The sequence below is a fragment of the bacterium genome, from assembly GCA_016699995.1.
Taxonomy (GTDB): domain Bacteria; phylum Patescibacteriota; class Doudnabacteria; order UBA920; family UBA920; genus UBA920.
Genome location: CP064996.1, coordinates 835549 through 860630, shown reverse-complemented (window position 1 = coordinate 860630; position 25082 = coordinate 835549). Strand labels below are relative to the sequence as shown.

General features: G+C 43.1%; 24 protein-coding genes and 2 tRNA genes. 24 read left to right on the top strand and 2 right to left on the bottom strand.

What is annotated here, in order from left to right; translation table 11 throughout:
• Nucleotides 1–66: 66 nt before the first annotated feature.
• Nucleotides 67–813, top strand: a complete 747-nt coding sequence (locus tag IPM19_04570) for a DUF1801 domain-containing protein (protein ID QQS22869.1) — start codon at nucleotides 67–69, stop codon at nucleotides 811–813.
• Here the strand turns inward: IPM19_04570 and IPM19_04565 are convergent.
• Both IPM19_04565 and IPM19_04560 read right to left on the bottom strand, forming a co-directional pair.
• Nucleotides 799–1437, bottom strand: a complete 639-nt coding sequence (locus IPM19_04565) for a dephospho-CoA kinase (protein ID QQS22868.1) — start codon at nucleotides 1435–1437, stop codon at nucleotides 799–801. The two genes, IPM19_04570 and IPM19_04565, sit on opposite strands and share 15 nt — an antisense overlap.
• Before the next feature lie 54 nt (nucleotides 1438–1491).
• The gene (locus IPM19_04560; protein QQS22867.1) at nucleotides 1492–2229 is read right to left on the bottom strand and encodes an aminoglycoside phosphotransferase family protein; all 738 of its coding nucleotides are present in this window, start codon (nucleotides 2227–2229) and stop codon (nucleotides 1492–1494) included.
• 287 nt (nucleotides 2230–2516) lie between these two features.
• Here IPM19_04560 and IPM19_04555 point away from each other — a divergent pair, with 287 nt between their 5' ends.
• The 23 genes from IPM19_04555 (at nucleotide 2517) to rnc (ending at nucleotide 24962) form a co-directional block, all read left to right on the top strand.
• The gene (locus tag IPM19_04555) at nucleotides 2517–3647 is read left to right on the top strand and encodes a hypothetical protein (protein QQS22866.1); all 1131 of its coding nucleotides are present in this window, start codon (nucleotides 2517–2519) and stop codon (nucleotides 3645–3647) included.
• A 120-nt stretch (nucleotides 3648–3767) separates the two neighbouring features.
• The gene (locus IPM19_04550; protein QQS22865.1) at nucleotides 3768–4397 is read left to right on the top strand and encodes an Hsp20/alpha crystallin family protein; all 630 of its coding nucleotides are present in this window, start codon (nucleotides 3768–3770) and stop codon (nucleotides 4395–4397) included.
• Nucleotides 4398–4562: 165 nt separating this feature from the next.
• On the top strand, nucleotides 4563–6803 hold the full coding sequence (locus IPM19_04545) for a DNA translocase FtsK 4TM domain-containing protein (protein ID QQS22864.1): 2241 nt from the start codon (nucleotides 4563–4565) through the stop codon (nucleotides 6801–6803).
• Nucleotides 6804–7018: 215 nt separating this feature from the next.
• On the top strand, nucleotides 7019–8026 hold the full coding sequence (locus IPM19_04540) for a DUF4115 domain-containing protein (GenBank protein QQS22863.1): 1008 nt from the start codon (nucleotides 7019–7021) through the stop codon (nucleotides 8024–8026).
• Between the two features lie 9 nt (nucleotides 8027–8035).
• Entirely contained in the window at nucleotides 8036–9106 is a 1071-nt protein-coding gene (gene recA / locus IPM19_04535) for a recombinase RecA (GenBank protein ID QQS22862.1), read from the top strand.
• A gap of 82 nt (nucleotides 9107–9188) precedes the next feature.
• Nucleotides 9189–11360, top strand: a complete 2172-nt coding sequence (locus tag IPM19_04530; GenBank protein ID QQS22861.1) for a hypothetical protein — start codon at nucleotides 9189–9191, stop codon at nucleotides 11358–11360.
• Nucleotides 11361–12033: 673 nt separating this feature from the next.
• A complete protein-coding gene (locus IPM19_04525) occupies nucleotides 12034–12339 on the top strand; it encodes a hypothetical protein (protein QQS22860.1) in 306 nt (101 codons plus the stop codon).
• 6 nt (nucleotides 12340–12345) lie between these two features.
• Nucleotides 12346–12804 (top strand): signal peptidase II, encoded by a 459-nt coding sequence (locus tag IPM19_04520; GenBank protein ID QQS22859.1) that lies wholly within the window; start codon nucleotides 12346–12348, stop codon nucleotides 12802–12804.
• A gap of 56 nt (nucleotides 12805–12860) precedes the next feature.
• A complete protein-coding gene (locus IPM19_04515) occupies nucleotides 12861–14360 on the top strand; it encodes a YifB family Mg chelatase-like AAA ATPase (GenBank protein ID QQS22858.1) in 1500 nt (499 codons plus the stop codon).
• A gap of 21 nt (nucleotides 14361–14381) precedes the next feature.
• Nucleotides 14382–15278, top strand: coding sequence for an NTP transferase domain-containing protein (locus tag IPM19_04510; protein QQS22857.1), 897 nt, complete (start codon nucleotides 14382–14384; stop codon nucleotides 15276–15278).
• Between the two features lie 38 nt (nucleotides 15279–15316).
• Nucleotides 15317–16627 carry an extracellular solute-binding protein gene (locus tag IPM19_04505; GenBank protein ID QQS22856.1) on the top strand — a complete coding sequence of 437 codons (1311 nt, stop codon included), beginning with the start codon at nucleotides 15317–15319 and terminating at the stop codon, nucleotides 16625–16627.
• Nucleotides 16627–17427, top strand: coding sequence for a hypothetical protein (locus tag IPM19_04500; GenBank protein QQS22855.1), 801 nt, complete (start codon nucleotides 16627–16629; stop codon nucleotides 17425–17427). Before IPM19_04505 ends, IPM19_04500 begins: the two co-directional genes overlap by 1 nt.
• A gap of 4 nt (nucleotides 17428–17431) precedes the next feature.
• Nucleotides 17432–17887 carry a hypothetical protein gene (locus IPM19_04495; protein QQS22854.1) on the top strand — a complete coding sequence of 152 codons (456 nt, stop codon included), beginning with the start codon at nucleotides 17432–17434 and terminating at the stop codon, nucleotides 17885–17887.
• Between the two features lie 3 nt (nucleotides 17888–17890).
• On the top strand, nucleotides 17891–18745 hold the full coding sequence (locus IPM19_04490; GenBank protein QQS22853.1) for a hypothetical protein: 855 nt from the start codon (nucleotides 17891–17893) through the stop codon (nucleotides 18743–18745).
• A 3-nt stretch (nucleotides 18746–18748) separates the two neighbouring features.
• Entirely contained in the window at nucleotides 18749–19213 is a 465-nt protein-coding gene (locus IPM19_04485) for a hypothetical protein (protein ID QQS22852.1), read from the top strand.
• Between the two features lie 119 nt (nucleotides 19214–19332).
• A complete protein-coding gene (locus IPM19_04480; protein ID QQS22851.1) occupies nucleotides 19333–19764 on the top strand; it encodes a hypothetical protein in 432 nt (143 codons plus the stop codon).
• 106 nt (nucleotides 19765–19870) lie between these two features.
• Nucleotides 19871–20290 carry a hypothetical protein gene (locus IPM19_04475; GenBank protein QQS22850.1) on the top strand — a complete coding sequence of 140 codons (420 nt, stop codon included), beginning with the start codon at nucleotides 19871–19873 and terminating at the stop codon, nucleotides 20288–20290.
• 1 nt (nucleotide 20291) lies between these two features.
• Entirely contained in the window at nucleotides 20292–21083 is a 792-nt protein-coding gene (locus IPM19_04470; GenBank protein QQS22849.1) for a hypothetical protein, read from the top strand.
• Between the two features lie 94 nt (nucleotides 21084–21177).
• A tRNA-Leu gene (locus tag IPM19_04465) sits at nucleotides 21178–21264 on the top strand.
• Nucleotides 21265–21279: 15 nt separating this feature from the next.
• Complete coding sequence (ftsH, locus tag IPM19_04460; GenBank protein QQS22848.1) at nucleotides 21280–23181, top strand: ATP-dependent zinc metalloprotease FtsH; 1902 nt, start codon at nucleotides 21280–21282, stop codon at nucleotides 23179–23181.
• A gap of 51 nt (nucleotides 23182–23232) precedes the next feature.
• Nucleotides 23233–24219, top strand: a complete 987-nt coding sequence (locus IPM19_04455) for a hypothetical protein (protein ID QQS22847.1) — start codon at nucleotides 23233–23235, stop codon at nucleotides 24217–24219.
• Nucleotides 24185–24260, top strand: a tRNA-Val gene (locus IPM19_04450). The genes IPM19_04455 and IPM19_04450 overlap by 35 nt, the downstream gene beginning before the upstream one ends.
• A gap of 15 nt (nucleotides 24261–24275) precedes the next feature.
• Nucleotides 24276–24962 (top strand): ribonuclease III, encoded by a 687-nt coding sequence (rnc, locus tag IPM19_04445; GenBank protein QQS22846.1) that lies wholly within the window; start codon nucleotides 24276–24278, stop codon nucleotides 24960–24962.
• Nucleotides 24963–25082: the final 120 nt, after the last annotated feature.

The following is a 25082-nucleotide window of genomic DNA, read 5'->3' as shown; positions in this document are numbered from 1 at the left end:
GCGGGCAAAAAGGAAGGGGGTTGGGGGGAAGGAATTTTTGCCCGCCTGCTTCCGTTCCCGTTCCGTTTGAGAAAAGAAAAAGCGGAAGGGGGGTTTGGGGGGAATTCCGCTTTTTCTTTTCGAAATCAAATTGAGGACAGCCCCGCCACCTGCCTGAATACTTGGAAGGCAGAACACCGCAGAAAAATACTCTTTTCATTAGAAGAAAAAGAAATCGGGCGCGCGCAAAATGAAAAGAGCAAAGAGTATTTTTCTGTGGTGTGGCGAGGTTTCCGAGCAGTGGCGGGGCTGGCTTCCTTATTGGGGGTTTTGCTCAAAAAATGTTCGAACTTCGTCCAGAAAACACCGCCAAAGACATTTATGCAATCAAAAGCCAAGACTCCCAGTGAATATATCAAAGCGCTAACAGCAGAGCAGAAAACTGTTATAGAGTATGTGCGCAAAAATTTGAAATCTTTCTTACCGAAAGAAGTTGCTGAGTTTATGCAATGGGGAATGATTTGCTATTCTGTCCCGCTAAAAATATTTCCCGAAGGCTATTTAAATGATCCAAAGCAGCCATTGCCTTTTATGGGTCTGGCGGTTCAAAAAAATTATTACGCTTTGTATCTAATGACGGTATACGGCGACCCAAAGACTTACAAGATGCTGGTTGATGGATATAAAAAGTCTGGCAAGAAATTGGATATGGGAAAAAGCTGTTTGCGGTTTAAGAAAATTGAAGATTTGGATTTAAAAACTATACAGCAAGTTTTAAAGAATCAGTCGGTGAAAAAATACATTGAAGCATATAAAAAATCACGTCAGAAATAGACGTGAGTTATTTTTAAGCTGCCGCCAATTGCGAAACCGCAGCTGCCGGTAAAGTGATTCTACTCTTTGCTCGAGCTGTTCCGGACTGCAGTCAGTGTTAATCACATATCTAGCATTTTTTTCTTTATAGCTAGAAGGGACTTGCTGAACGATGCGCGCTTTGATTTGGTCCTCACTCATCTTGCGATTTTCTCTTAAGCGCCGCAGCTGTTCTACCTGATTGCATGTTACGGTAATGATATCTGTAAATCTGTCCTGATTTCTGGTTTCGAAGATAATCGCCGATTCGACTACGCAGAGCTTTTTGCCGTCCTGGGCATTAACCTGCTGTTCGACTTCTTGCCATACAAATGGATGAATAAATTTTTCCAAAGCCATTTTCCGCTCCGGATGGCTAAAAATTATCTTTGCTATCTTAGGCAGGTCGGGACGGTTGCCATGGGTGATGTCGAATACATTATCTTGTAAAATTGTATTAATTTCTTTAATGTATCTGCCGCTCGACATAAGTTCCTTGGAGATTTGATCGCAGTCAAAGACAGCTACGCCTTTAAATTTAGCGAGTATTTTAGCTACTGTGCTCTTGCCGCAGCCGATGTTTCCGGTTAGTCCGTAAGCTTCCATGTTTCCTCCTGAATTTTTAACGTCTTGGTAATTTATCAGATTTAGCAATATACTTCAAGCCTGCTGTTTCATGCTGTGCCACAAAGCGATCTGTCCTATAGCTCGGGCCAGGTTGTGGTCCTTTCGGCTTGTGTACCTTGTTTCATCCCAGCCAAAGTAATTGTCGTCTATATAATCATTTAAGAAACGTGATGCCAAGCCAAGCATAATCAGCTGGCAAGCTTGAGGAATGAGAGCCTTTTCGGTATCCGAAAGGATTGTTGCAAAGGCCGTTTGTTCCACATGCAAATATCCCTTGATAATGGCTTCATATCTTTCTTTGTCAAAAACATTGTTCGGATTGTCTTCACTCTGGCCGCACAGCGACCTTACACAATCACCTATATCGTATAACGGAGAAAGCTTTTGAATCGTATCCAGGTCTATCATGCAGATTCCCTGGTCCTGGATGTTAAACAGAAAATTGGTGATTTTTGGGTCCGTGTGAATAATCTGCTCGGGTAAGTTTTTAGGAAGCAGTAATTTGGGAAACTGATCCTTTAATAATGTGAAAGCTTGTATAACTTTAGGGTCTCTAGTCGCTAGAAATTGCGGTTCGTACTTGATTAGTTTATTTAGAACTTCATCATACCGAAACATTGGAAGAGTCGGCTTTAGCTCTTCGGTATAGTTTTTCAATTGGCTGTGAAATTGTGCCAAGACCTTGCCAGCTCTGAAAGCGATTTCTGTTGCAGGGGTGGCGGTGTAAACTTCGCCTTCTATGCCATGGATCAGTCTCCAGCGGCTTCCCATCTATATCAACCCAAAGTTGGCCTTCGTTGGTTGGTGTAATTGTTTGGGTGATTTTGCCTTTACCTAAAAGAAACTTGGTAACCTGAAAATAGTTTTCGGTGCAGCCATCTAAAGATACGGCCGGGTGGAGCTGTTGCAAAACAAATAAACCATCAAAAGTTCGAATGACATAGGTCTTGTTAAGAAGTCCAGTCTCCACTTTTTTAATTGAAACAGGTTTATCGATAGGCCAGCGTTTTAAAATATGTTCTATTTCCGTCATGTTGAAATTATTATACTATAATAGTATGAAAAAAATTCTTATCCTCCATACCTCGGTGGGGTTGGGTCATAAATATATTGCAGAGAATATCGCTTACCATTTACAGAAAGACGGTTATGAAATTTTGTTGCATGACATACTGCAGGTGCAAGAAGGCTTGATGGTAGACTTCGGTGTATGGTTGCACAGTTTTATTAATCGCCGCTTGCCGTTTGTTTGGCGCTGGATTTACTTCAGCAAAATAGTTAACTTAATTTCGTTGCCATTGCGAGTTCCTCTAGCTAAGGGAAATTCGGAAAGGCTGCACGAGGTGGTAAAAACATTTCGGCCAGATTGTATTTTATCTACTCAGACAACAGCGTCTGCGGCTACTGCTGCGCTCATTGAGCAAAAATTATTTTTTGGAAAATTCATTATTGCTTTTAGCGATTACCATCTGCATAAGTTTTGGCTGTATGATCAGGCAGACCTATACCTAGCAAACATAGAGGAGCAAAAGCAAGAAATGATGGCATTGGGAATACCAGAGAAAAAGATCGCTGTATGCGGAATAACTTTAAAGCCGAAAGTTGAAGTAGATAAAGATACATTGCGCCAAAAATTAGGCATTGATGACTCAGATAAAATTATCATTTTTGCCAGCGGCTCATTAGGAATTGGCTTTGATGCCAGCTTGCTACAAGACTATTTAACTAAACTAACCAGTCGTGACCCTGATATATATGTCTTGGTTTTGTGTGGAAAGAATTTGGACTTTAAAAAGCAGGTAGAGAATTTTGCCTTATCAAAAGTCACAGCGCTAGGCTTTTATGACAACCCCACAGAGTTATACCAGATTGCAGAAGTTTTGGTAACAAAGCCGGGAGGGCTAACCATCGCAGAAGCTCTGCAGGCTGGCATCCGGATCCAGATAACCCATACACTCCCAGGCCAGGAAGAGCCGAACTATGAGTACTTAATCGATAATGGATTGGTTAATCCTATTCCAGAACCCCTTACTGCACAAAATCTATGCGATTCAACTCTTAAACTACTCAACACTTTTGACGAGGCTCGTGAATCACCTGGTGAAACAAAAAATGGATATAAGATTACCCAGTCGCCTAACGAGGGAAAAGTGTTAAAAGCCTCTGTAAATAGCCTGTTTCACGGCTAGAGAAAGCAGAAAAAAATTGTTTGACGGGTCTTTTGAACTGCTATATTATAAAACCAGACATAACTTATTAAAACTTACCAAACGTCGAGAATAAAAAGGTAAGTTTCTGAAAGAAAACGCATGGCAAGACAAAAGCAATCATTTTTTGGCAAAATCATGGGCGGGAATGTGGCCGAACCAGAGACCGTGGAAAAGGTCTATGTAGAGCAGGATTACTATGATGAAGGTTCTCCAGTAGGGGTAAACGTCGCTAATCCGGCTGACGAAGAAGAGGGTTACGAGGAAGAAGAAGAGGGTGCAGACGAAGAATTGGACGAAGGAGAGGATTATTCCGATGAAGAAGAAGCTGATGAAGACGGAGAAGAGTATGAAGAAGCTCCGGAAGAGCCTCCAGTAAAGCCGGCTGCTGTTTCTACTCCTATTTCTAAGCAGGACGAAGACTGGATGACAGATTACGAAGGCGCCTTGAACATAGATATGTATCAAACAAAGGATAATGTAATCATCAAGTCCACCATAGCCGGTGTTCGCCCGGATGATATTGATATTACCGTGGCAAACGACATGGTGACCATCCAGGGTTCTCGCTCCCGAGAAGAGAAAATCCATGATGATGACTACTTCTACCAAGAATGTTACTGGGGAGGATTCTCCCGAAGCGTGATCGTACCGGTAGATATCGACAGCGAACACATCAGAAGCCGATCTCAAAGACGGTATTCTTACCATAATCATTCCAAAAGCCGCTAAAGCTAAGACTAAAAAAGTGAAAGTTAAGGGCTTATAATTTCAATAAAGATCTCTATATATAAATAGAGGTCTTTTATTTTGAATATATAGACTGTTGGGAGAATAGGCCGTAAAATGGTATAATTCATTATGATTTTAAACCCTAATATATAGACACAGAAACAAATGGCTCGTACTAAAAGAAAATATACCAAGCGACAGGAAGAAGACAGCTCACTAAAATTGAAGACCCCAAAACTTAACCTTGCTCACGAAACCAAGCGCAGCATCTCTATAATTGTATTTATAGTTTTGGCCGGCGTTGTGGGTTTGAGCTTAATCGGAGCGGCCGGAACTCTGGGCCAGCTAATTTTTAAATTCATCTCCATACTTTTTGGAGTAATCGCATACTTAGTGCCGTTCTTGTTTTTGCTTATTGCCTGGGTGTTGTTTAAGTCCAAACCAAAAGTCACAGAAGATGAGATCGGAGAAGAGGAGGAGCAGGCCCATCCTTACCTGCGCACTTACTTAGGAGTGTTTCTGCTTACCGGGGGCGCTGCTGGGTTGATTCATGCTCTATATATAGATGAAGGCCAGACAGCATTCAGCTTGGCAAGCAGTGGAAAAGCTGGCGGCTACCTGGGCGCGATGCTTGCTGGACCTTTGCTAAGCGCGCTTGGTTTTTGGGCTGGGGGGCTGATCATTTTAGGAATTCTTGTTATCGGCATTTTGGTTGCCTTTAACTTTACTCCTTTGAAGCTATGGAATAAGAAGAAGGAGCAGGAACTGGAAAATAAAGTTACCGAACTCAAGATCAATGCAATGAATGAGCGGGTTAGTGATGCAAGCGGTGCTGATGGTGAAGAAGAGGAAGAGGTGCAGGTTCAGCCAGTGGAGCCGGTTGTAAATGTTACGACAGGAAAACAAACAAAAGAGGACAAAGCTATCTCTGCAATGGAATCAATAATTTTAGAGGACCGCCGCGACTGGAAGCTTCCTCCATTTGATTTATTAGAAGAAAATAAGAGCAAAGTGGATTCGGGTGATATCGAAGCTAATGTCGCTTTGATTCAAAAAACTCTAGCAGACTTCGGCATTAATGTGGAGATGGGAGAGGTTAATGTTGGTCCGACGGTAACTCAATATACTTTTGCTCCGGCACCAGGCGTAAAGTTGAACCAGATCGCGACTCTGCAAAGCAACTTAGCGCTGGCTTTGGCTGCGCCGCAATCTTTACGTATGGAATTGCCGATTCCAGGCAAGTCTCTAGTAGGCATCGAAGTGCCAAACAAGTCTACTGCGCTGGTGACTTTGCGCGAAGTAATGCAGACTACGGATTTTGTTAATAATTCCGGCAAGCTCGTTATGGCTTTAGGTCGCGATGTAGCCGGTCGACCTCAAATAGTGGATTTGGCTAAAATGCCCCACTTATTGGTAGCTGGCGCGACTAACACAGGTAAGAGTGTGGCTGTAAACAGCATGATCATTTCTTTGCTTTACCGAAACACCCCGCAGGATGTGAAGTTTATTATGGTAGATCCGAAGCGCGTGGAATTAACTCCGTACAACGGTATCCCTCACCTATTGACCTCGCCAATTGTAGATACAGACAAAGCTATCAATGCTCTTAAGTGGGCAGTGGCAGAAATGGAACGGCGTTATAAGCTGGTGGCAGAAGCCGGCAAGCGCAACATTACAGAATACAATGAGAAGAACGAACTTAAGCTCCCTTATATAGTAATAGTAGTAGACGAGTTGGCAGATTTAATTGCAGTCGCCAAGCAGGATGTAGAAGCAGCCATTGTACGGTTGGCTCAGATGGCTCGTGCAGTTGGTATTCACTTGGTTTTAGCTACGCAAAGGCCAAGTACGGAAGTTATCACAGGTTTGATCAAAGCCAATATTACTTCTCGTGTAGCATTCAAAGTTCCAAGTCAGATTGACAGCCGAACTATTATTGATGCCAGCGGTGCAGAAAAACTTTTGGGACGCGGTGATATGTTGTTCACTTCTGCAGAGACTACCAAGCCTAGACGTATACAAGGTACTCTGGTAATAGAAAAGGAAGTTCATAAAGTCGTAGACTTCTTTAAGAATCAAGCAGGTGCAGTAATTTATAACGAAGAAATAGTTGATAAGCCTAAAAAAGGTTTAGGTATTCCAGGGATGTCAGACAGCGGTGGCGGCGGCAGTGATGAAGATGACTTGTTTGAGGAGGCTAAGGAAGAGGTCTTGCGCGCAGGGAAAGCATCCGCATCTTTGTTGCAAAGACGTTTGCGCGTAGGCTACGCCCGGGCTGCTCGTTTGTTGGACATCTTGGAAGATGCAGGAATCGTCGGACCTGCCGACGGAGCCAAGCCACGTGAGGTTTATGGTGTATCCGACTCTGAACGCGCCGAATACGGCGGGGAAGAACAAGACTTGTAAATTTTTAAAAACTAAATAAAAGAGAAAGCGTTTGTTTTCCGCTCCTGAACTTCTACGTCGCCCACGCCGCAAGCCTGCGGCTGGCGACTGTGAAGTGAAGTCGCTTAAAAACCAACGCTTTCTCTTTTTATATTATTTTGTAAAAATTCAGGAAATCTTGGGAAAATTAGACTTAAAATTTAACCGGAATTTATGTCTATGCTAATATAATGGATATGTCAGAAGGATTTGAAACAAAAAAAGTGGCTCAAGAAACCTTAGGGGAATACCTATACTCTATTCGCCAGCATTTAGGCTTAACTATCGAAGAAGTCGGCCAGAAAACAGGAATTTTTGAGAAATTCATCTCTGCTTTAGAAGAAGGCAAATATCAGGTTTTGCCGCCGGACGTGTACGTGTTAGGGTTTTTAAAAAAAATGGCGGAATTGTACCGAATTTCCTGCGAAGATATTACTGAGCAGTTTAAAAAGGAAAAAGGTATTACCCTCGAATCATTCCGGGAGAAGATTACCCCCAAAAAGGGCTGGCAGGCTCTAGTCTCCCAAATCTCTATAACCCCAGCATTCCTGACTATCGCTTCTGGTCTGGTCCTCGGCGTAGGGGCTTTTGCCTACATTTTGTTTCAAGCCCTTTCTGTTAACCACACCCCATCTCTCACTATTTTAGAGCCGCGTTCGGACACTGTTCTGCAGGGCAGTTCCGTGGTGGTTAAAGGCAAGACAGAGCCAGGAATTACTGTTAGCGTAAATTCGCAAAACGTTTTAGTGCAAAGTGATGGTAGCTTCGAAACTACTCTGGGTGTGGCTCCAGGACAAAAAGATGTTCGTTTCGGGGCCACTAATCGGTTTGGAAAGCAGAAGCATGAATTAGTATCGCTGCGAATTGATGATGTGCCTAAAGTTGCTGGCGAAGCCACTTCGCAGCCATCAGAAATAGTTTTGGAGTTGAAGTTTAAAAAAGCGACTACTATTTCCATTAAGCGCGACGGCCAGTCTTTGTCCGAGGAGTTAGTTCCGAGCGGAGCTACCAAAAAGATTGTCGCGCAGGATGACATCGAAGTTACCACCAGCGATGCTGGCAGTACGGAAGCAGTCTTTAATGGAAATAATTTTGGGGTATTGGGAAAAGCAGGACAGACATTGACTATTCCATTTAACAGAGAAGCCAATGAATTTGTAAAGGAAAATAATCCTTCGGCAACTACTAAAAAGATTCTTAATTAACATACGAGCATGGCAAAAGCAGCAAAAGCAAAAAAAACAGTCGAAGCTTCCGGCAAGGCCGGGGCAATAGAAAATGCTATCGATCAGATTCGCGACAAGTTTGGTGATGGCAGTATTATGAAGATTTCTGACAACCAGAAATTAAATGTAGAAGCCATCCCGACAGGAAGCATCAGCTTGGACATGGCGCTTGGAGTGGGCGGTATTCCAAAAGGAAGAATTGTAGAAATCTACGGACCGGAAAGTTCCGGTAAGACTACTTTGACTCTGCATATGATTGCAGAAGTTCAGAAGCAGGGTGGACAGGCAGCTTTTATTGACGCCGAGCATGCATTGGATCCGGAGTATGCAAAAAAGATTGGAGTGCAGCTGGAAGATTTATTAGTCTCTCAGCCAGACAGCGGCGAACAGGCGTTGGATATCGCTGAAACTTTAGTTCGCAGCAACGCTTTGGATTTAATCGTAATCGACTCCGTAGCTGCGTTGACTCCTCGTGCAGAAATCGAAGGAGAGATGGGGGCTTCTCATATGGGTTTGCAGGCACGATTGATGTCTCAGGCATTGCGTAAGCTTACCGGCATTATTTCTAAAACCAGCACCACTGTAATTTTCATCAACCAGATCCGCATGAAGATCGGAGTTATGTTTGGAAATCCGGAAACCACCACTGGCGGTAATGCGCTCAAGTTTTATGCTTCTGTACGCGTAGAAGTTCGCCGCAGCGCTCAGATCAAAAACGGCGACAAAATTATCGGCAACCGTACTAAAGCCAAGGTTGTAAAGAATAAAGTGGCTCCGCCTTTCAAGGTAGCTGAATTCGACATTATGTATAACGAGGGTATTTCCGCAGCAGGCGACGTTTTGGATACTGGCATTTTGATGGAAGTAATCGCTAAGAGCGGTAATTCTTATTCATTCGAAGATATAAAGCTGGGAGTAGGGCGAGAAACCGCTAAAACGTTCCTTAAGGAAAACCCAGAAGTCTTTAAAAAGGTTGATAAAGCTTTGCGTGACAAGCTTAAATCCGGTGATACTATCCCTAACAAAGGCATGGAAGACATGGAAGAAGACGAAGAATAAATCCTCTATATATAAAGCCCCTCCGGGGGCTTTTAAATTTACCTTTCGCCCTAAAATCCAATTTCCTCTATAATATAGAAGAATGAACAAGAAATATTGCAGTATAGACCTCGAATTTACCGGCTTTGACCCGGAAAAAGAACAAATCCTAGAAATAGGGTTTGCGTTTTTTGATGTGACTGATTCTGGTCTTAGGGTTGGCGAAACATGGTCACAGGTTTTTAAGCCTACCATTGAGGTTCACCAGAAAATTCTTGGTCTAACCGGTATTACCCAGGAAGAGATTGATACGGCTCCGTCGATTGGCGAGTTTAAGGATTTTCTAACTGAGAAACTGCAGGGTGCAACATTGGTCGCTCATAATCCTACTCTGGATATTAAATTTTTGGAGATGGCTGGAGTAAAGCTATCCGGCGAATTTATTGATACCTTGGAACTGGTACAGTTTATCCTCCCTACTCACCATAGCTATAATTTGGAAAACCTGATGCATTATTTCGGCATTGAGCATAAAGACAGTCATAGGGCTTTGGCGGATTGCTTGTCTACTATTTCTTTGTTAGAAAAGATGGTTGCTATCCATAATAATTTTTCCGATCAGTTAAAGTCTGAATTAGCTGAGTTTTTGGATAAGGGCAATTTTTCTTGGAGGCAATTGCTAGAGCTAAAAATTACGCATAAGGATTTTGAATCTAATGATTCGTTGTCTCGCAGCGAACTAGCAGAAGACGAGCTTGAATCACTGGGTGAAGTTATTACTATCGATAGCAAGCATCACTTGCACGAATCACGCGTAGCAAAGACTCTGCAAAAAGAGGAAGGTCGATGGCTGTTAGCAATGCGCAGCAAGCAGGAAGTTTTAAAGTTGTGGCAAGCAGGATTAGTAGAAGGTGTATTTGAAACAAAAGACCTATTCGATGCTGAAAGTTTTAAACAGTTCAAGGCTAGTGCGCAGACACCGGAGGAGTACAGATTTATTTTGAAGATTTTAGTTTGGCTTCATACTAACTGGCAAACCAAAACAATTTTAGATTTAAACCTGTCTTTCTTTGGCGGGCAGTTTAAGACTTTTATCTGCGGCGGGGATTACAAGGCAAGCGATGCCAGAATTATTGCATCAGATTTTCGGACATTATTAGTGCTTGCCGAAGATAATTTAGAGCCAGATCGCAAGTTGCAGATTTGCGATCTCCAACGCTTCGAATATTTCATCACTCATAACAGTACAGAGAGAATTAGCTGGTACTCGTTCAATTATGTATTGAAGTCAATCTACAATCCGGAAACAGATTTGGGTCAATCTAAGTATAAGCGCGATGTCATTGAATCATTGTCTAGCACGGACCTGTTTTTTGGGTTGGTACAAATCACCCTAAGAAAGAATCTGAAGGATCTCGAGTACATTTCCATGTCTGATCTGGAAGAGAAGTATGGAGTGTTTTACAATCGTCTTCAGCAGGCTGCCAGCAACCTGGCGGCAAAACTGCAGAGCCTTTCCAATGCGAAGGGATTTGAAGGAGTTCAGAAGCTCACGAACGATTTGAACTCATTCTTTAAATCTGAGGAGAATCTAGTGAAGTGGATCGAGCTATCGGATGAGAATGTGGTACTGCATAGCCAGCCTATAGAAATTAAGGAGATGGCTGCGAATTTAATGTCTAGTTTTAAGGCAGTAAGGTTTACGGATACACTGGTGCAAAAAGATCTACTTTTTTATTTAGCCGAACGCTTAGGACTAGATACTGAGATTGTAAATAATATTAAGAATTATGTAAGGATAGACAAAGAACCAATCGAATTTGACTTAAACAATCCCAGGGAGATTTTCGAACAGCTTGGCGATAGTAGCTTCCCTGTGGTGGTGGTCTTCCCTGGACCAAATGGAGCAAAGTCCTTCTATAAGGATCACTTTGCCGACTTATCTGGCAGCTATCGGCTGTTTGCTCAGGAATACTCAGGCAGCGGCAACAAGATATTCAGAAATTTCCGCATTTTTCCTAATGCATTACTGCTGGCAACCAGCCAATTCATTAATAAGCAAAGGTATAGCGCACCCAGTGGCACGGTTATTTACTTAACTTGGCCAAAGACAGATGAACAGCATCCTTACATCCGGTCATTGTTGGCAAATTACTCAGAAAGCTATCCAGAATTGGTTAAGATCCTTAATCTAAATGACTTCATTTTCAATCTCAAGCAACTTTCCGGACATAAGCTTCCCCGAGTGCTTGTTTCTAAAGAACTCATTAGCTAAGTCTGTAAAAATATTTGTGGACAACTAAATTTCCCCACTAGGGGAAATTTTATTTTTGCTTTGTTGTTATTGGTCGAAGCGCATCAATTGACAAAAGCAAAAATTTCTGCTAATATATAAAAGTAATCGATAAGTGATCTTTGAAATCAAAATATAAAACAAACTGAACTAAGGAAATCTGCCCATTCTAAGCATCTAGAGAGCTTGGAGGTAGGCTTCCTTTAAACTTCTCGTCATAGCCTACTCCAATCTGGGCTGTATGAAAACCAAAATCAATGTAGGTTCTTTGCTGACCTTAACAGCAACAAAAATTTTTCAAAAACAAAAACAAAAAGAACAAAAAGTTTTAGGTCTAACGACCACAAGAGGAGTTTGGAGTGCAGTTTGACATCGATTGGAATGCAGACGCTTATCAAGCAACATTTTGTTGCTCGAACCTGGAAGCTATTAAGTTGGTAGCGACCGCTTGTGCTTTAGGATCTCAAAGGTTGGGGTCCTACAGCACGAGCGGCGACTATCTGGAAGCTTTCAGATAGCGCCTCTATCAGGCCTGTTCATTTATAAAATTTGGGGCCCATGATGGGGCGCTTTTTTATTTCCCAAAATGCGCTGAAATGAGATTTGGCGATATATCTACTTGCTTGTATAATGAAGAAGTAATTAATGAATAGTTATGTTATCTCAAGATTTTATTACAGAAATGAAAGCTAGCCTATTGGCTGAGCAGGAAACTTTAAAAAACGACTTAGCGGCCATGAGCGGCCACTCCGAAATTGGCGACGACTTGGATGAAAACGCTACGGAAGTCCAATTGGATGATGTTAACCGCGATATGTCGGAGCGCATTACTTCTGACTTAGAAAAGATTGCCAAAGCTTTGCAGAAGATCGAAGATGGTACTTATGGCACAGATGATGAAGGCAATCAAATTTCTGAAGAACGCTTGCGTGCCATCCCGTGGGCAGACAAGGCACTTTAATTTTTCGTGAACGAAGAAGTTACTCAAACTAATTCTGAATTGACCGGAAGGCGTGAATCGTCGCCCGGTTTTTATTCATGGCTAATAAGCTCGATCGGGTTTATCGTTCTAACACAAGTAGTAAGAGTACTGGTGAAAAACTCCAATAAGAAAATTTTTTATAACGAAAAATTTGCGTTCAGCATAAATATTCCTCTCGCAGTAATTTACAGTTTGTACTTCTTGGTCTTCGGGTTTATGACCTATTATTTAATCCGTTATTGGAACAAGCTCAGTAACTTGTCTAAACTTGGTTTCGGATTAATTATCTCCGGCGGAGTGGCAAACTTAGCCGAACGAATTTATTTTGGCTATGTGACAGATTACATCTTTGTCCTTAATGGAGTTTTGAATTTGGCAGATATCTATATTTTCCTGGGAGCAATATTAGTTGTCGTCTCGAAAACAAATTCAGAAAAAATTTAACAAATGCTTTTATAAAATTGATATGACTTTGAGCAGCCAGCAGTTATGCTGGTTTTATGATTCAGAAAATTTTGACTGCAACTCCCGATGGGTATTATGCGAAGCTGGTGGAAATAGAAACTGACGTCAGCAACGGTTTGCCGGCAACTATCATAGTGGGACTGCTTGACACAGTAGTGCAAGAGAGTCGGGAAAGAGTAAGGTCGGCAATAAAAAATTCCGGCTATGATTATCCAGCCACTAGGATATCTGTGAACCTTGCTCCGGGGGACATTCCAAAAGTCGGTAGTCATTTTGATCTGCCTATATGTTTATCCATACTGCTGGCCAGCGGCATAATAGTCTTTGAGCCATCGGGTAAAATGTTTATTGGCGAGCTATCGCTAGACGGTCGGATACGCAAAGGTACAGCAGTGCTTTCCATGGTTTTGGCTGCCAAGCAGCAATCTTTAAGCGAGGTTTACGTTCCTTTAGAAAATTATCACGAAGCCTGTTTGGTTAAGGGTGTAAAAGTATATGCTGTTCAAAATTTAAAAGAAGTTATAAATCATTTGGTGCATGGTGCAGAGTTACACGCCCCGAGCTTAAATGAGGAAGAAGAAATTCGTTTAGAGTCAGAAATCGACTTTGGAAAAATCGCCGGGCAAAGCATTGCTAAGCGAGCTTTGCTAATTGCCGCTAGCGGTTTTCATAACATCAAGATGGTCGGCCCTCCGGGCAGTGGTAAAACTATGCTTGCTAGGGCTCTAGCAGGGATACTTCCTAAGCTTACTGATGAGGAAGTTATAGAAACTGCAAATTTGCATAGTTTGGCTGGCAAGAGTAGCAATAGAATGCGTTTCCGTCCGTTTCGATCGCCGCATCATACTGCGTCGATGCTGTCATTAATAGGAGGCGGAGCCAAACCACGGCCCGGCGAAATAAGTTTGGCTCATAATGGTGTTTTGTTTTTGGACGAACTGCCCGAATTTGATAGGAATGCGTTAGAAGTTTTGCGCCAGCCGTTGGAGGATGGAAGTATTACCATTACGCGGGCGAGGAGTACTGTAACCTTTCCGGCCAAATTCATTTTGGTTACTGCTCAGAATCCTTGTCATTGCGGAAATTATGGCGATGCAAAGTTAGTATGCAGTTGCCGGGTTGTAGATGTTCTCCGTTACAATAAAAAAATTTCTGGTCCGTTGTTGGATAGAATTGATCTGCATTTAACAGTTGCACGGTTAAAATACGAAGAGTTTAGTATCAGTGATAACCAAATTACTTCGGCAGAGATGAGAAGATTGGTCGAGAAAGCTTGGAGTGTTCAGCAACGTCGGTTCGGGGGCATAAAAACAAATAGCGAGATGAATGGCGACGAGATCAAAAAGTTTTGCAGACTTGATTCAGACAGCGAACAGTTATTGCAAAAGGCAGCTGATCAGTTCAACTTATCTGGCCGGGCAATAAACCGATTATTGAAGGTTGCCCGTACGGTTGCCGATTTGGAGGAGAGTAGAGATATTCAATCGAGCCATTTGGCAGAAAGTTTACAATATCGTATAAATAATTCCATTTAGGTTGTGCTATAATACCACTATATGCACAAAAAAGTTAGAAAAGCCGTAATTCCTGTTGCTGGGTTCGGAACCAGATTCTTGCCTGCTACCAAAGCGCAGCCAAAAGAAATGTTGCCTTTAGTGGACAAACCAATCATTCAATATGTGGTGGAAGACGCTGTCTCTGCCGGTATCGAAGATATCATTTTAGTCACAGGGTGGCACAAGCGCAATATTGAAGACCATTTTGACTACCCGTTTGAGTTAGAAAAACGTTTAGAAGAGGGCGGAAAGCACGAACAACTAGAAGAAATTCGCCGAATTGCAGAAATGGCTAATTTCTATTATGTTCGCCAAAAAGGACCCCTGGGCAATGCGACTCCTATCTGGAATGCACGCCATATTATAGGCGATGAGCCATTTTTGGTGCTATGGGGGGATGATGTTTTTGAAGCCAGCCCTAGCCGCAGTCAGCAGCTGATCAGGGCATATGAACAGCACGGCGGAAGCGCCATTTTGGCTGGCTTGGATGCCAAAAACCCTGATGATTATAAGAGATATGGCTATGCTGCCGGTACGAAAGTCGGGGAAAATGCTTTAAAAATAGAAGAAATTATAGAAAAACCGGGAAAACCGATGGAAAATGACCATTGTGCCGTGGTCTCTGGAATGCTGTTTACCTCCGATTATTTTCCTGCTTTGGAAGAAGCAATGCGCCGTTATGAACAGCAAAATACCCCAGGCGAACTGGTTTATGTAGACGGAGTTAAGGTCTTATTAGAACAGAATAAGGACTGCTATGCGATAGAAGTTAAAGATGGCAAGTATTACGACTGTGGCAACAAGCTGGAATACATCAAAGCCGTTGTGGAATTTGGTTTAAAGCATGACGATTTGCATGATGAATTTGCAGAGTTCTTGAAAAATCTAAAGGTGTAAAAAAGCCTTCGAAGTGATTTAAAATAAAAGAAACAAAAATGAAAAAAAATCAAAACTCTGTTTTTAAAAAATTTACCTTCGCCTTGGTGATAGGTTGTTTAGTTTTGGTTTCTGCCGGCTGCGGCGGCGGCAATCAGAAGGCAGGCAAGGTAACGCTTCGTATCTGGAAGCCTTTTGTTGACAGCGACAAGATGAATACACTTATTCAGGCCTACAAAAAAGTTAAGCCGAATGTTACGATCGAGTACACTAAGAAAAACATCGAAAACTACGAAAGCGATCTTCTGAATGCATTAGCGAGCGGATCCGGTCCGGATATTTTTTCTATCAATAATACTTGGCTGCCGGAATATTTAGATAAAGTTACCCCAGCGCCGGATAAGCTTTATACGATGAAAGAGTATAGAGATGGCTTTGTTGACGTGGTCAGTACAGATTTTATCCGCGCCGATAAAATTTACGGCACTGCTATGTGGGTTGATTCTCTGGCCTTGTACTACAACAAGGATATATTAGGGACTGCCGGTATTGCCACCCCGCCCAAAAGCTGGGATGAACTGGCGCGTGATTCGAGAAAAATTTCTAGCCAAAATTCTCAGGGCTACTTTGACCGCAGCGGTGTAGCAATGGGGACACATGACAATGTTAACCGGGGAGTGGATATTGTGTACCTGTTAATGCTCCAGTCTGGCACTGTTCCTTGGTCCAATGACGGTCGTACGCCGCGCTTTGCGTCTAGTGTCCAGCGTAATGGACGTAGCGTTAATCCGGGTGTGGAAGCTATGGAGTTTTATACTTCGTTTGCCAATCCGTCCAGCCAGAACTATACCTGGAATTCGGAAAGTGATTATTCGGTAGATGCTTTTGCCAATGGTCGCGCAGCGTTTTTGTATGGCTATAGTTATACTAGGTCTCAAATTGATGCAAAGGCTCCAAACTTAAATTATGATGTCGCACCGGTACCACAGTTTGATCTATCTCAACCCAACGTGAATTTTGCCAGCTATTTTGGAGAAGTAGTCAGCAAGCAAAGTAAAAATAGTGCAGATGCTTGGGACTTCTTAAAATTTGCAACCAGCAAGCAGGCCTTGGATGCCTATTACGCCAAAGATAAGCAGCCATCCTCCCGCCGCGATTTGATAGAACTGCAAACCCAGGATTTGGACATCGGTGTCTTCGCCCATGCAAACCTTACTGCTAAATCTTTTTATAAAGTGAGCGAAGAAAAGTTTGATGAATTAATAGGAGAAGCTATAAATAATATTCTGTTTAAAAACCAAAGCGTTAATAGCAGCTTAAGCCGAGCTCAGAGCCAGGCGTCCGCCTTGGTGCAAGGGAGGTTATTTTAATGAAGTACATTAATGATAAGTTAAAGAGCCGTTTCGGGCCTTTTCTGCTAGCGGGGTTAACCGCGGTGTGTTTAATTTTTGCTTTAATAATTTCTTCCGGAACAGCGCGCGACGTGCTGGCTCAAGCGCAGGATGGCGGTGCAAAAGTTCAAGAAGCTTCCGGCAAGGCTTACACAGGTACGGCTTTGACTAAGTCAAAAGTCCTGACTATGGTTAAAGAAAAGAAGCCGCCAGCAGCAGAACTGATCAAGCAAATTAACAAGTCTGGAGTCGACTTTAAGCCGACCTCCGCCGACGAAAAGGCCTTAACAGATGCCGGCGCAAGCGCCGCGGTGATTAAGGCAATAAAAGATAATTATCGGGCTCCGGATAAACCTCAAGGAGGCGAAGGCACGCCACCGCCTGGAAACTTAGATAAAGACACCGGAGAAGATGTAGATGAATCCGGCCGGTCGGGTTTTGTAATTTGCGGTAATACTGTAGATACTCCATGCAATGTCACTCATCTGTTTAGAGCAATGGTAATTATCATCAATTACCTTATTACGATGGCGGGCTTGGTTGCCGTTTTATTTATTATTATCTCAGGGGTTCAGATCATCATTTCTCAGTTCAACGGCGGCGACCAATCTAAGCTCACAGCAGCAAAAAGAAAGCTGGGAGGAGCAGTGGGTGGGTTAGTGTTGGTTGCAATTGCGTTTGTTTTGGTTAACTCCCTTCTTGCAGGTTCGCTTAATATTGGTATTCGCAATGGGGGCTTGATCCTCAGTAATCCGAGAGAATATATTAATTCTGATTAATATCATGAGAGTACTTAAGAAAATTTTGATATTACTTTCTTTCAGTATTTATTTGTTGGCACCTGTCCAAGTGCTCGCGGTCGAACCGCCAAAGCCGAAGGACCTCGCCACTTCTACTGTAAAGCCTCCAGCTACCTCCACTACCAAGCCTCAGGAAGGTTCTGGCTATGTTGCTCGCACTTATGATGGTGTCGACTGGGAAGGTTCTTTAAGCATTAAAAACCCTTCCAATAGCGGAGATGTTTCTGATTTAGTCGCGAAGCTTATCAATTGGTTGCTAATGATAATTGCCATGGTATCTACTATAGTCATTATCTACGCAGGAGTTATGCTGATCTTCAATCAGGGTAATGAATCGAGGATCAAATCTGCAAAGGCTACTTTGACCTGGGCAGTCATCGGCTTAGTGGTGGCTGTGAGTGCTTTTGCTTTGGTCAATATCATTCAGTCCTTACTATAAAATATGTTGAATAAATTTATTATTGCCTTTATCGCTGCGCTGTATGTTGGTTCGGCTATGCTAGTACCAACCAAGATATTTGCCCAATCCAACTGTCAGGCCGACTTTAAGCTTTATCATCCTAATGCCCCTACGGGCTCTATCGATTTAAGGGTTGATGATTTAAGCACCGAGGTTCAGGTTCATGTTAAAGTCCCTGCCAGCTCTTTAGGTTTTCATCCTTGTGGGAAGAATGCTCGCTTTACCTATTCCTGGAGCAATAATACAGATAACTTCGTTCTAAACCAGGGTTCTACAGAAAAGAGTGTTTACTTGCGAAATAATTTAGGTATCGGCAATGGCAACTATACCATTAAATTTCAGACTAACAACACTTTGGGTTCCAATGACTTCTCTAGCGTATATCAGGAAAGAACTGTAAAGTTGAAAATCGGCAAAGGTCCGCAAGAAGGTGGCGGCGGGGGTGGAGGTACCGGTGATGATGACGACGGCGGCAGCGGAGACGGCAATGGTAATGACGACGGTTCTGGTACCGGCGGGGGAGGTGCTGACGTCGACTCTTCTGTTAAGGTGATCGGCGGAGATTTTGATGCTGTACTTGGCACATTTTCTAATCCATTGGAATTTGATTCGGTGCCCGAGTTGATTATTCGCATCATCAATATTTTACTGATGCTTGCAGCGATGATAGCAGTTGCAGTGATTATTTGGGGGGGCTTCCAAATGGTTACGTCTTCGGGCAATGAGACTCGCTTAACGAACGGCAAGAAGGCAGTGATGTGGGCGATCGGCGGGTTGATTGTATGCTTAATGTCATTTAGTATTGTGGCGATAATAGAACGAGTTATTGCAAGATAATATATGAAACTAAAATTTTTGTTATTACTGACAATTTTGATCGGAGCTGTTGCTTTTATTGGCGCGTCGAAAGTTAATCTGTTCCAATCTGCTTTGGCTCAATCTGCACCCACGCCGGCTCCTGGCAATGATGTAGACAGCTGGGGGTGCGAAGGTTTGCAGAATCAGATTGATGAATATAGCACTGGTTTCGGCGGAGACCGTCTAAAGGAACTACCAAAGTATTGCGACGAAGGTGCGGTTTACAAAAAGATCGTTTACTGGCTTTATTTTGTAGTCGGTATCGGGGCAGTTTTAGCCATGATCTACGGCGGATATTTGTATATGACCGGCCGCGGCAACGATGCGCAGATCAAGAAAGCTAAGACTGTGATGATGTATACGTTGGGAGGCGTGGCCTTGGCAATCATTGCGACAGCCATAGTTACCATCGTTGTAAATTTGATTGTTGACAATCAGCTTTTCTAATCGCGATCTGTATAGTACAATAAGGTTAATGAATTCCAGCCGATTTATTGGCCAGAATCTCAGTAACTCGCACTTTGCGATATGAGTTTAAAAGCTCAAGCAGAAGGGTGGTGAGAAATTTGAAACAAATATTAAAGAACTTAAATTTAACTACAATTGTTCAGGCAATTGCTGCTATCGGTATTGCTTTGATGCCGTTATTAATGATGGCCCCTCAAGTAGGTCATGCGCAATTAGTAGATGATTTCGTTGATGATTGTCCAGAAGAAACTGGTATCCGCTGTAATGAAGGCGGTTTGGCAGAAATCTTTGTGACTGTAATCAACTGGGCGTTAGCAATTGCCTTTATCTTGGCAGTTATCTTCTTAATTTACGGTGGTTTCCGATACATTCTCGCCGGTGGTAATGAAGAAGGAGCTAAAGCTGGCCGTACCGCAATCTTCAATGCATTGATCGGTGTGGTTATTATCGTACTGTCTTACGTTATTGTTCAAATCGTTTACCGCTTCGTTTCTGGCGACAGCAGCGGCGGTGGCATTTTTGGAAGCTAAAGTTTTTCCCGCATTCAGATTTTTCCTTTAGGTTGAATTGATATGCGGGATAATTCCGGGGGCAAAATTATATGATTTTCCCTCCGGAATTATTTTAAACAACAATATGAAAAAAGTATTGCTTCACATGTTTCTTACTTTGGTAACAGTCGTTGTGTTCGGCTGGATGCCAATCACTGCTGCCGATGCACAGCGGGCAGCTACACCTACTTCCTCTTCGGGGAACAGAGTCCAGGACGGCTTGAATGATATTAAAGAGGTTTTTCCAGAGACAGTCGTGGACAAAGGCGCGACTCCCCAGAGCTTAGCTAAGACCATAATCGATTATGCGTTGTATCTCGCGGCAATTATTTCTGTACTCTTTATAATCATTGGAGGATACTACTATATCACCGCTCGAGGTGACGAGGCCCAGGCAAAGAAGGGACGAACCACTTTGGTGAACGCCTTGATAGGGTTAGCGATTGTCGTTCTTTCGTTTGTTATTGTTCAAGTAGCCTATAGATTCTTAATAGATGAGAGATAGTATGAAGTTAGCCAGCTTGGTTTTAGTATCTATCTTTGCATTGATCTTCAGTGCGGTGCCTGCTCACAGGTCTGAGGCTCTGGTACAATATGTGTCGAAGTTTTGTTTAAATACCAAAACATTCGCGGTTAGCTGGCCAGACTCCGCCGGTAAGTGCTCGACAGCGAAAGATGTTAAGGAGATTGCACCGTCTCAAGTTCCGACTACTTTTCAGGGCGTATGTGTAGCTTATTTGCCAAAGGAACAGGACTTTGGAATTTTTAATGCAGTAGACCGAACAGGTAAAACCAACTGTAGTGTTTACGAGGCAGATCCAAGTACTTACGAAGACATTAAGCTCGTTAACAAAAACAGCATTACCGGTGGTAGCACTGGAACCGGAACCGGAACTGGCACTGGGACGGGGAATACAGGAACCGGAACCGGCAATACAGGCGGAACTAAACCTCAGAGCTCTAATACAGCTGGAACCGGCGATTGTCCAAGCGGTTTCACATCCAAAGGCCCATTGTGTATTCCAGATAATCCTTTCGGTAACTCCGAAGGGGTCGCCGGCAAAGGAACATTAGGCGGTCTGGCTACCCAAGTTATTTCTACTTTATTATCTTTAGCTGGGATAGTAGCGGTGATAATGATCATTTACGGCGGTTATCTGTTTATGACAGCACGCGGCAATGAAGACCAGGCAAAGAGCGGCCGTAAGACCTTGGTTAACGCTTTAATCGGTTTGGTGATAGTCGTTGTATCCTTTGCGGTGGTTCAAGCTTTGACCAATTATTTGACCAATAAATAGCCCAATTGTTAACTTATGGGTATTTGAAAAAACTGAAAATGTTAGTATAATATATAACCAGTAGTAGCTACTGGTTATTAAATTTTATTAGCTTGCCGGGGTGGCGAAATTGGCAGACGCACCAGCCTTAGGAGCTGGCGGTAGCAATACCGTGGAGGTTCAAGTCCTCTCCCCGGCACCATCATTAAATTATTTTATGGGTAAGATTGTCAAAAATATTATTTTAGTTTTAATAGTTTTCCTGATTGTATCTGTAGGGATCGCAGCCTTTATGAATGACGATAAAGTGCGCGAAGTACCTCTGTCCGAAGTTACAAGTTTGATTAAGGAAGAGAAGGTTGATCAGATTGTTGTCGGCCCAGGAACCCTGACTGCTCAGATTAAAGACAGTGACACCAAGCTATCTTCGGCGATTGGTGTAAATACCGAAATTCCCCAGTACTTTATCGACAGCGGCGTGACTGCAGATCAGATCGGGAAAGTGAAAGTTGAATTTAAGAACAGCTCATTTGCTACTGTATTGGCTGGAACAATCTTGCCATTTTTGATTCCTTTCATCTTAATTGCTCTGTTTATTTACTTTTTAATGCGCCAAGTCCAGGGCTCTAATAACAGAGCACTCACATTTGGCCAATCCTCGGTAAAGCTTTCTGATGAGATGAAGAATAAAGTCCGCTTCACCGATGTGGCGGGTTCTAGTGAAGCCAAAGAAGAATTGCAGGAAGTTGTAGAGTTCTTAAAATTCCCACAAAAGTTTCTGGCGCTTGGTGCAAAGATTCCTAAGGGCGTTTTATTGCTTGGAAGCCCTGGTGTTGGTAAGACACTATTGGCTCGCGCGGTTGCCGGAGAAGCAAATGTTCCTTTTTTCCATATTTCCGGTTCTGAATTCGTGGAAATGTTCGTGGGTGTCGGTGCGAGCCGTGTCCGTGACTTGTTCAAAAAAGCAAAGCGCAATGCTCCTTGTATTGTCTTTATCGATGAAATTGATGCCGTTGGTCGCCAGCGCGGCGCAGGCCTTGGCGGCGGCCACGATGAACGCGAACAGACTCTAAACCAGATTCTGGTAGAGATGGATGGTTTTGAGACTGATACCAATGTCATTGTAGTCGCAGCTACTAACCGTCCGGATGTGCTAGACCCGGCTTTGCTTCGCCCTGGGCGTTTTGACCGACAAGTCATGTTAGACTTGCCGGACATTAATGACCGCGAAGCTATTTTGAAAGTCCATTCTAAAAACAAGCCGATGGCGAAGAATGTTGATCTTCGTTCGGTAGCAGAACGCACTCCAGGCTTTTCCGGTGCAGATTTGGCGAATGTTATCAATGAGGCAGCTATTTTAGCCGCCCGCGCCAATAAGAAAGAAATTGACACCGGCGAACTCAAAGAAGCTATAGAAAAAGTTATGCTGGGCCCTTCTCGCAAGAGCCATCTTCTGAGCGAATCGGAGAAAAAGCGCACTGCCTACCATGAAGGCGGGCACGCTTTAGTAGGCGCAGTTCTTCCGGAGTCTGACCCGGTTCATAAAGTTACTGTATTATCCCGCGGCCGTGCCTTGGGCTATACTATGAAGCTTCCAACGGAAGACAAGCACCTACATACCAAATCCGGTTTTTTGGACGAAATCGCAGCACTGCTTGGCGGTTATGCGGCAGAAAAATTGGTCTATGGAGAGCTTACTACCGGCGCCAGCAATGATTTAAAAGTTGCTACCAACATGGCGAGAAATCTGGTCACTCAATACGGCATGAGCGATGAGCTTGGTCCCGTAACTTTAGGTGAACAGCATAGCAATGTATTTCTTGGCCGCGATCTTGGCGAGCAAAAAAATTATAGCGAATCTGTAGCGCAAAAAATTGATGATGAAGTCCGCCGCATTATGCGCGAGGCAGAACAGCGGGCAACCGAACTCATGACTAAATACCGTTCTTACTTAGACACTATTGCTGACCGATTAGTAAAAGAAGAGACTTTGGAAAAGGAACAGTTTGAAGAAATTGTTAAGGATATTATCCCTCCTAATAAAAGGAAGACCCCGGAGTTTACAGAAATTCCCGAAGTCGGTTCTGAGCAGGCTCCAAGCGAGTCTATTCCTGCCTAAAATCTTCTTGACGCGAGACTTGGTTAAAATAAATTTACGAGACTGCTGCTTATGTCTTACGGTCAGATTCTAAAAAAATCCCTTTCTGTCACTACAACCCAGCCAAGGTTGTGGGCTTTGGGGATTTTTTTGTCTTCTGGGTTTAACCTGCACTGGTGGTACTTGCTGTCTTGGCTAAAGAGCAATGGGTTTATTGCTAAGGTTTATGCAAACTTGGCGGGGAGCCATCCAATAGTGCTTGGCCTTGCCGGAGCTGTATTATTGGGCGCTGGTTTATTCATTGTGATTTTTTTAAAGCTATGGTTTTTTCTCGAGGTTCATAATAGCTTGCATGGCCAGGATGAAGCGAAATGTTTTTTATGCAATCGTATCCGAAAGGGCAGCTTTGATAACTCCGTAAGCTCGGTTTTAAAGCTGCTTAGCCGAGGAGCGATATTATGGAGGGTGTATTTGGCCAGCTTAATCACGATGGCTTTAACTACGAGCATCTTGGGCTTATTTAGCTACTACCAGCTGCATTCAGGGCAGAATTTTATAAAATCGATTGTACTCGTAGTTTGCCTGCTGCTTGCATTGGTAATAATCTCGTTATGGAATATGCTGGTTGTGTTGTTTGTGTTTTGGTATGAGCAGAATTTTTCCAAAGCATCCAATTTGGCGATCGAGCTTCTGGTTAAGAAGCTCAAACCTACTCTTGGTTTGACAGTGATTTTGACTTTTATCTTTATGATAGCGATTTCGATGGGGAGTCTAATAATATGGGCTTTGCCACAGGCTTTGTCGAGCATTCCGATTCTGCACGAGAGTTTTATGACTCAGGACTGGCAAGGCCTGTTTTACATTGGGGCAGTGATAATCTTCTTAGGTTGGCTCATTGTAAATAATATATTCTTCAATGTAGCTATGATTGTATTCTTCGATAGCCTGCTGAAACCAATAAATGGACAAGAGCGTGAATTTATATTAAAATATCAGGGATTCTTGCTTCATGTTAAGGATCCGGGGGCGGTTAGCTCAGTTGGTAGAGCGTCACATTGACGTTGTGAATGTCACAGGTTCGACTCCTGTACCGCCCACCATTAATAGAATTTTTCATGTTAACTAGCAAAGATGTACAGGCCATTACCGGTTTTGCTCCCAAGCAGCTAGAATTATATATTTCTGCTTTTACCCACCGTTCGTATTTAAACGAACATCGCAGCTTTGAGCTTCCTCATAACGAGCGCTTAGAGTTTTTGGGGGACGCAGTGTTGGAATTGGTCGCCACAGAACATTTGTACAAGAACTACGATCATCCAGAAGGAGAATTAACCAATTTTCGCAGCGCTTTGGTGAATTATAAAATGCTATCAGCTATAGCTAAGCGCATGGGGTTGGAAGAATACCTACTTATGTCCCGGGGCGAAGCCAAAGATACCGGCCGCGCTCGCCAGGTTATTCTTGCTAATGCCATCGAAGCTTTAATTGGCGCATTGTATTTGGATCTGGGATACGAACCGAGCCAGGTATTTATTGAAAAGGAAGTTTTAATAGAGCTACCGGGAATTATTTCCGGCCAGAAGTATCTAGATCCCAAAAGTCAGCTTCAGGAATTAGTACAAGATAAGCATGGCGTAACTCCAACTTATGGAGTTGTATCGGAAAGTGGTCCTGACCACGATAAGGTATTTGTAGTAGCCAGCTATCAGGGGCAAAAAGAGATCGGCCGCGGCCAAGGACCCAGCAAGCAAGAGGCAGAGATTGCTGCTGCTGAGAACGCCCTCAAAAATTTGGGAGCTTAATGACTCAATGGGGATAACTGGCGTTGACGCATGCTTCGCCCGTTGGTAATCTGAGTTTAGATCGATCTCCGAGTAACCAAACAAACACAAAGTTCACAAAGACGACTCCTAAAATAAGGG

Excerpts from the sequence above, each read along its gene's own strand:
- IPM19_04565 (QQS22868.1), bottom strand. The coding sequence starts at position 1,437 with ATGGAAGCTTACGGACTAACCGGAAACATCGGCTGCGGCAAGAGCACA.
- IPM19_04560 (QQS22867.1), bottom strand. The coding sequence starts at position 2,229 with ATGGGAAGCCGCTGGAGACTGATCCATGGCATAGAAGGCGAAGTTTAC.
- IPM19_04555 (QQS22866.1), top strand. The coding sequence starts at position 2,517 with ATGAAAAAAATTCTTATCCTCCATACCTCGGTGGGGTTGGGTCATAAA.
- IPM19_04550 (QQS22865.1), top strand. The coding sequence starts at position 3,768 with ATGGCAAGACAAAAGCAATCATTTTTTGGCAAAATCATGGGCGGGAAT.
- IPM19_04545 (QQS22864.1), top strand. The coding sequence starts at position 4,563 with ATGGCTCGTACTAAAAGAAAATATACCAAGCGACAGGAAGAAGACAGC.
- IPM19_04540 (QQS22863.1), top strand. The coding sequence starts at position 7,019 with ATGTCAGAAGGATTTGAAACAAAAAAAGTGGCTCAAGAAACCTTAGGG.
- recA (QQS22862.1), top strand. The coding sequence starts at position 8,036 with ATGGCAAAAGCAGCAAAAGCAAAAAAAACAGTCGAAGCTTCCGGCAAG.
- IPM19_04530 (QQS22861.1), top strand. The coding sequence starts at position 9,189 with ATGAACAAGAAATATTGCAGTATAGACCTCGAATTTACCGGCTTTGAC.
- IPM19_04525 (QQS22860.1), top strand. The coding sequence starts at position 12,034 with ATGTTATCTCAAGATTTTATTACAGAAATGAAAGCTAGCCTATTGGCT.
- IPM19_04515 (QQS22858.1), top strand. The coding sequence starts at position 12,861 with ATGATTCAGAAAATTTTGACTGCAACTCCCGATGGGTATTATGCGAAG.
- IPM19_04510 (QQS22857.1), top strand. The coding sequence starts at position 14,382 with ATGCACAAAAAAGTTAGAAAAGCCGTAATTCCTGTTGCTGGGTTCGGA.
- IPM19_04505 (QQS22856.1), top strand. The coding sequence starts at position 15,317 with ATGAAAAAAAATCAAAACTCTGTTTTTAAAAAATTTACCTTCGCCTTG.
- IPM19_04500 (QQS22855.1), top strand. The coding sequence starts at position 16,627 with ATGAAGTACATTAATGATAAGTTAAAGAGCCGTTTCGGGCCTTTTCTG.
- IPM19_04495 (QQS22854.1), top strand. The coding sequence starts at position 17,432 with ATGAGAGTACTTAAGAAAATTTTGATATTACTTTCTTTCAGTATTTAT.
- IPM19_04490 (QQS22853.1), top strand. The coding sequence starts at position 17,891 with ATGTTGAATAAATTTATTATTGCCTTTATCGCTGCGCTGTATGTTGGT.
- IPM19_04485 (QQS22852.1), top strand. The coding sequence starts at position 18,749 with ATGAAACTAAAATTTTTGTTATTACTGACAATTTTGATCGGAGCTGTT.
- IPM19_04475 (QQS22850.1), top strand. The coding sequence starts at position 19,871 with ATGAAAAAAGTATTGCTTCACATGTTTCTTACTTTGGTAACAGTCGTT.
- IPM19_04470 (QQS22849.1), top strand. The coding sequence starts at position 20,292 with ATGAAGTTAGCCAGCTTGGTTTTAGTATCTATCTTTGCATTGATCTTC.
- ftsH (QQS22848.1), top strand. The coding sequence starts at position 21,280 with ATGGGTAAGATTGTCAAAAATATTATTTTAGTTTTAATAGTTTTCCTG.
- IPM19_04455 (QQS22847.1), top strand. The coding sequence starts at position 23,233 with ATGTCTTACGGTCAGATTCTAAAAAAATCCCTTTCTGTCACTACAACC.
- rnc (QQS22846.1), top strand. The coding sequence starts at position 24,276 with ATGTTAACTAGCAAAGATGTACAGGCCATTACCGGTTTTGCTCCCAAG.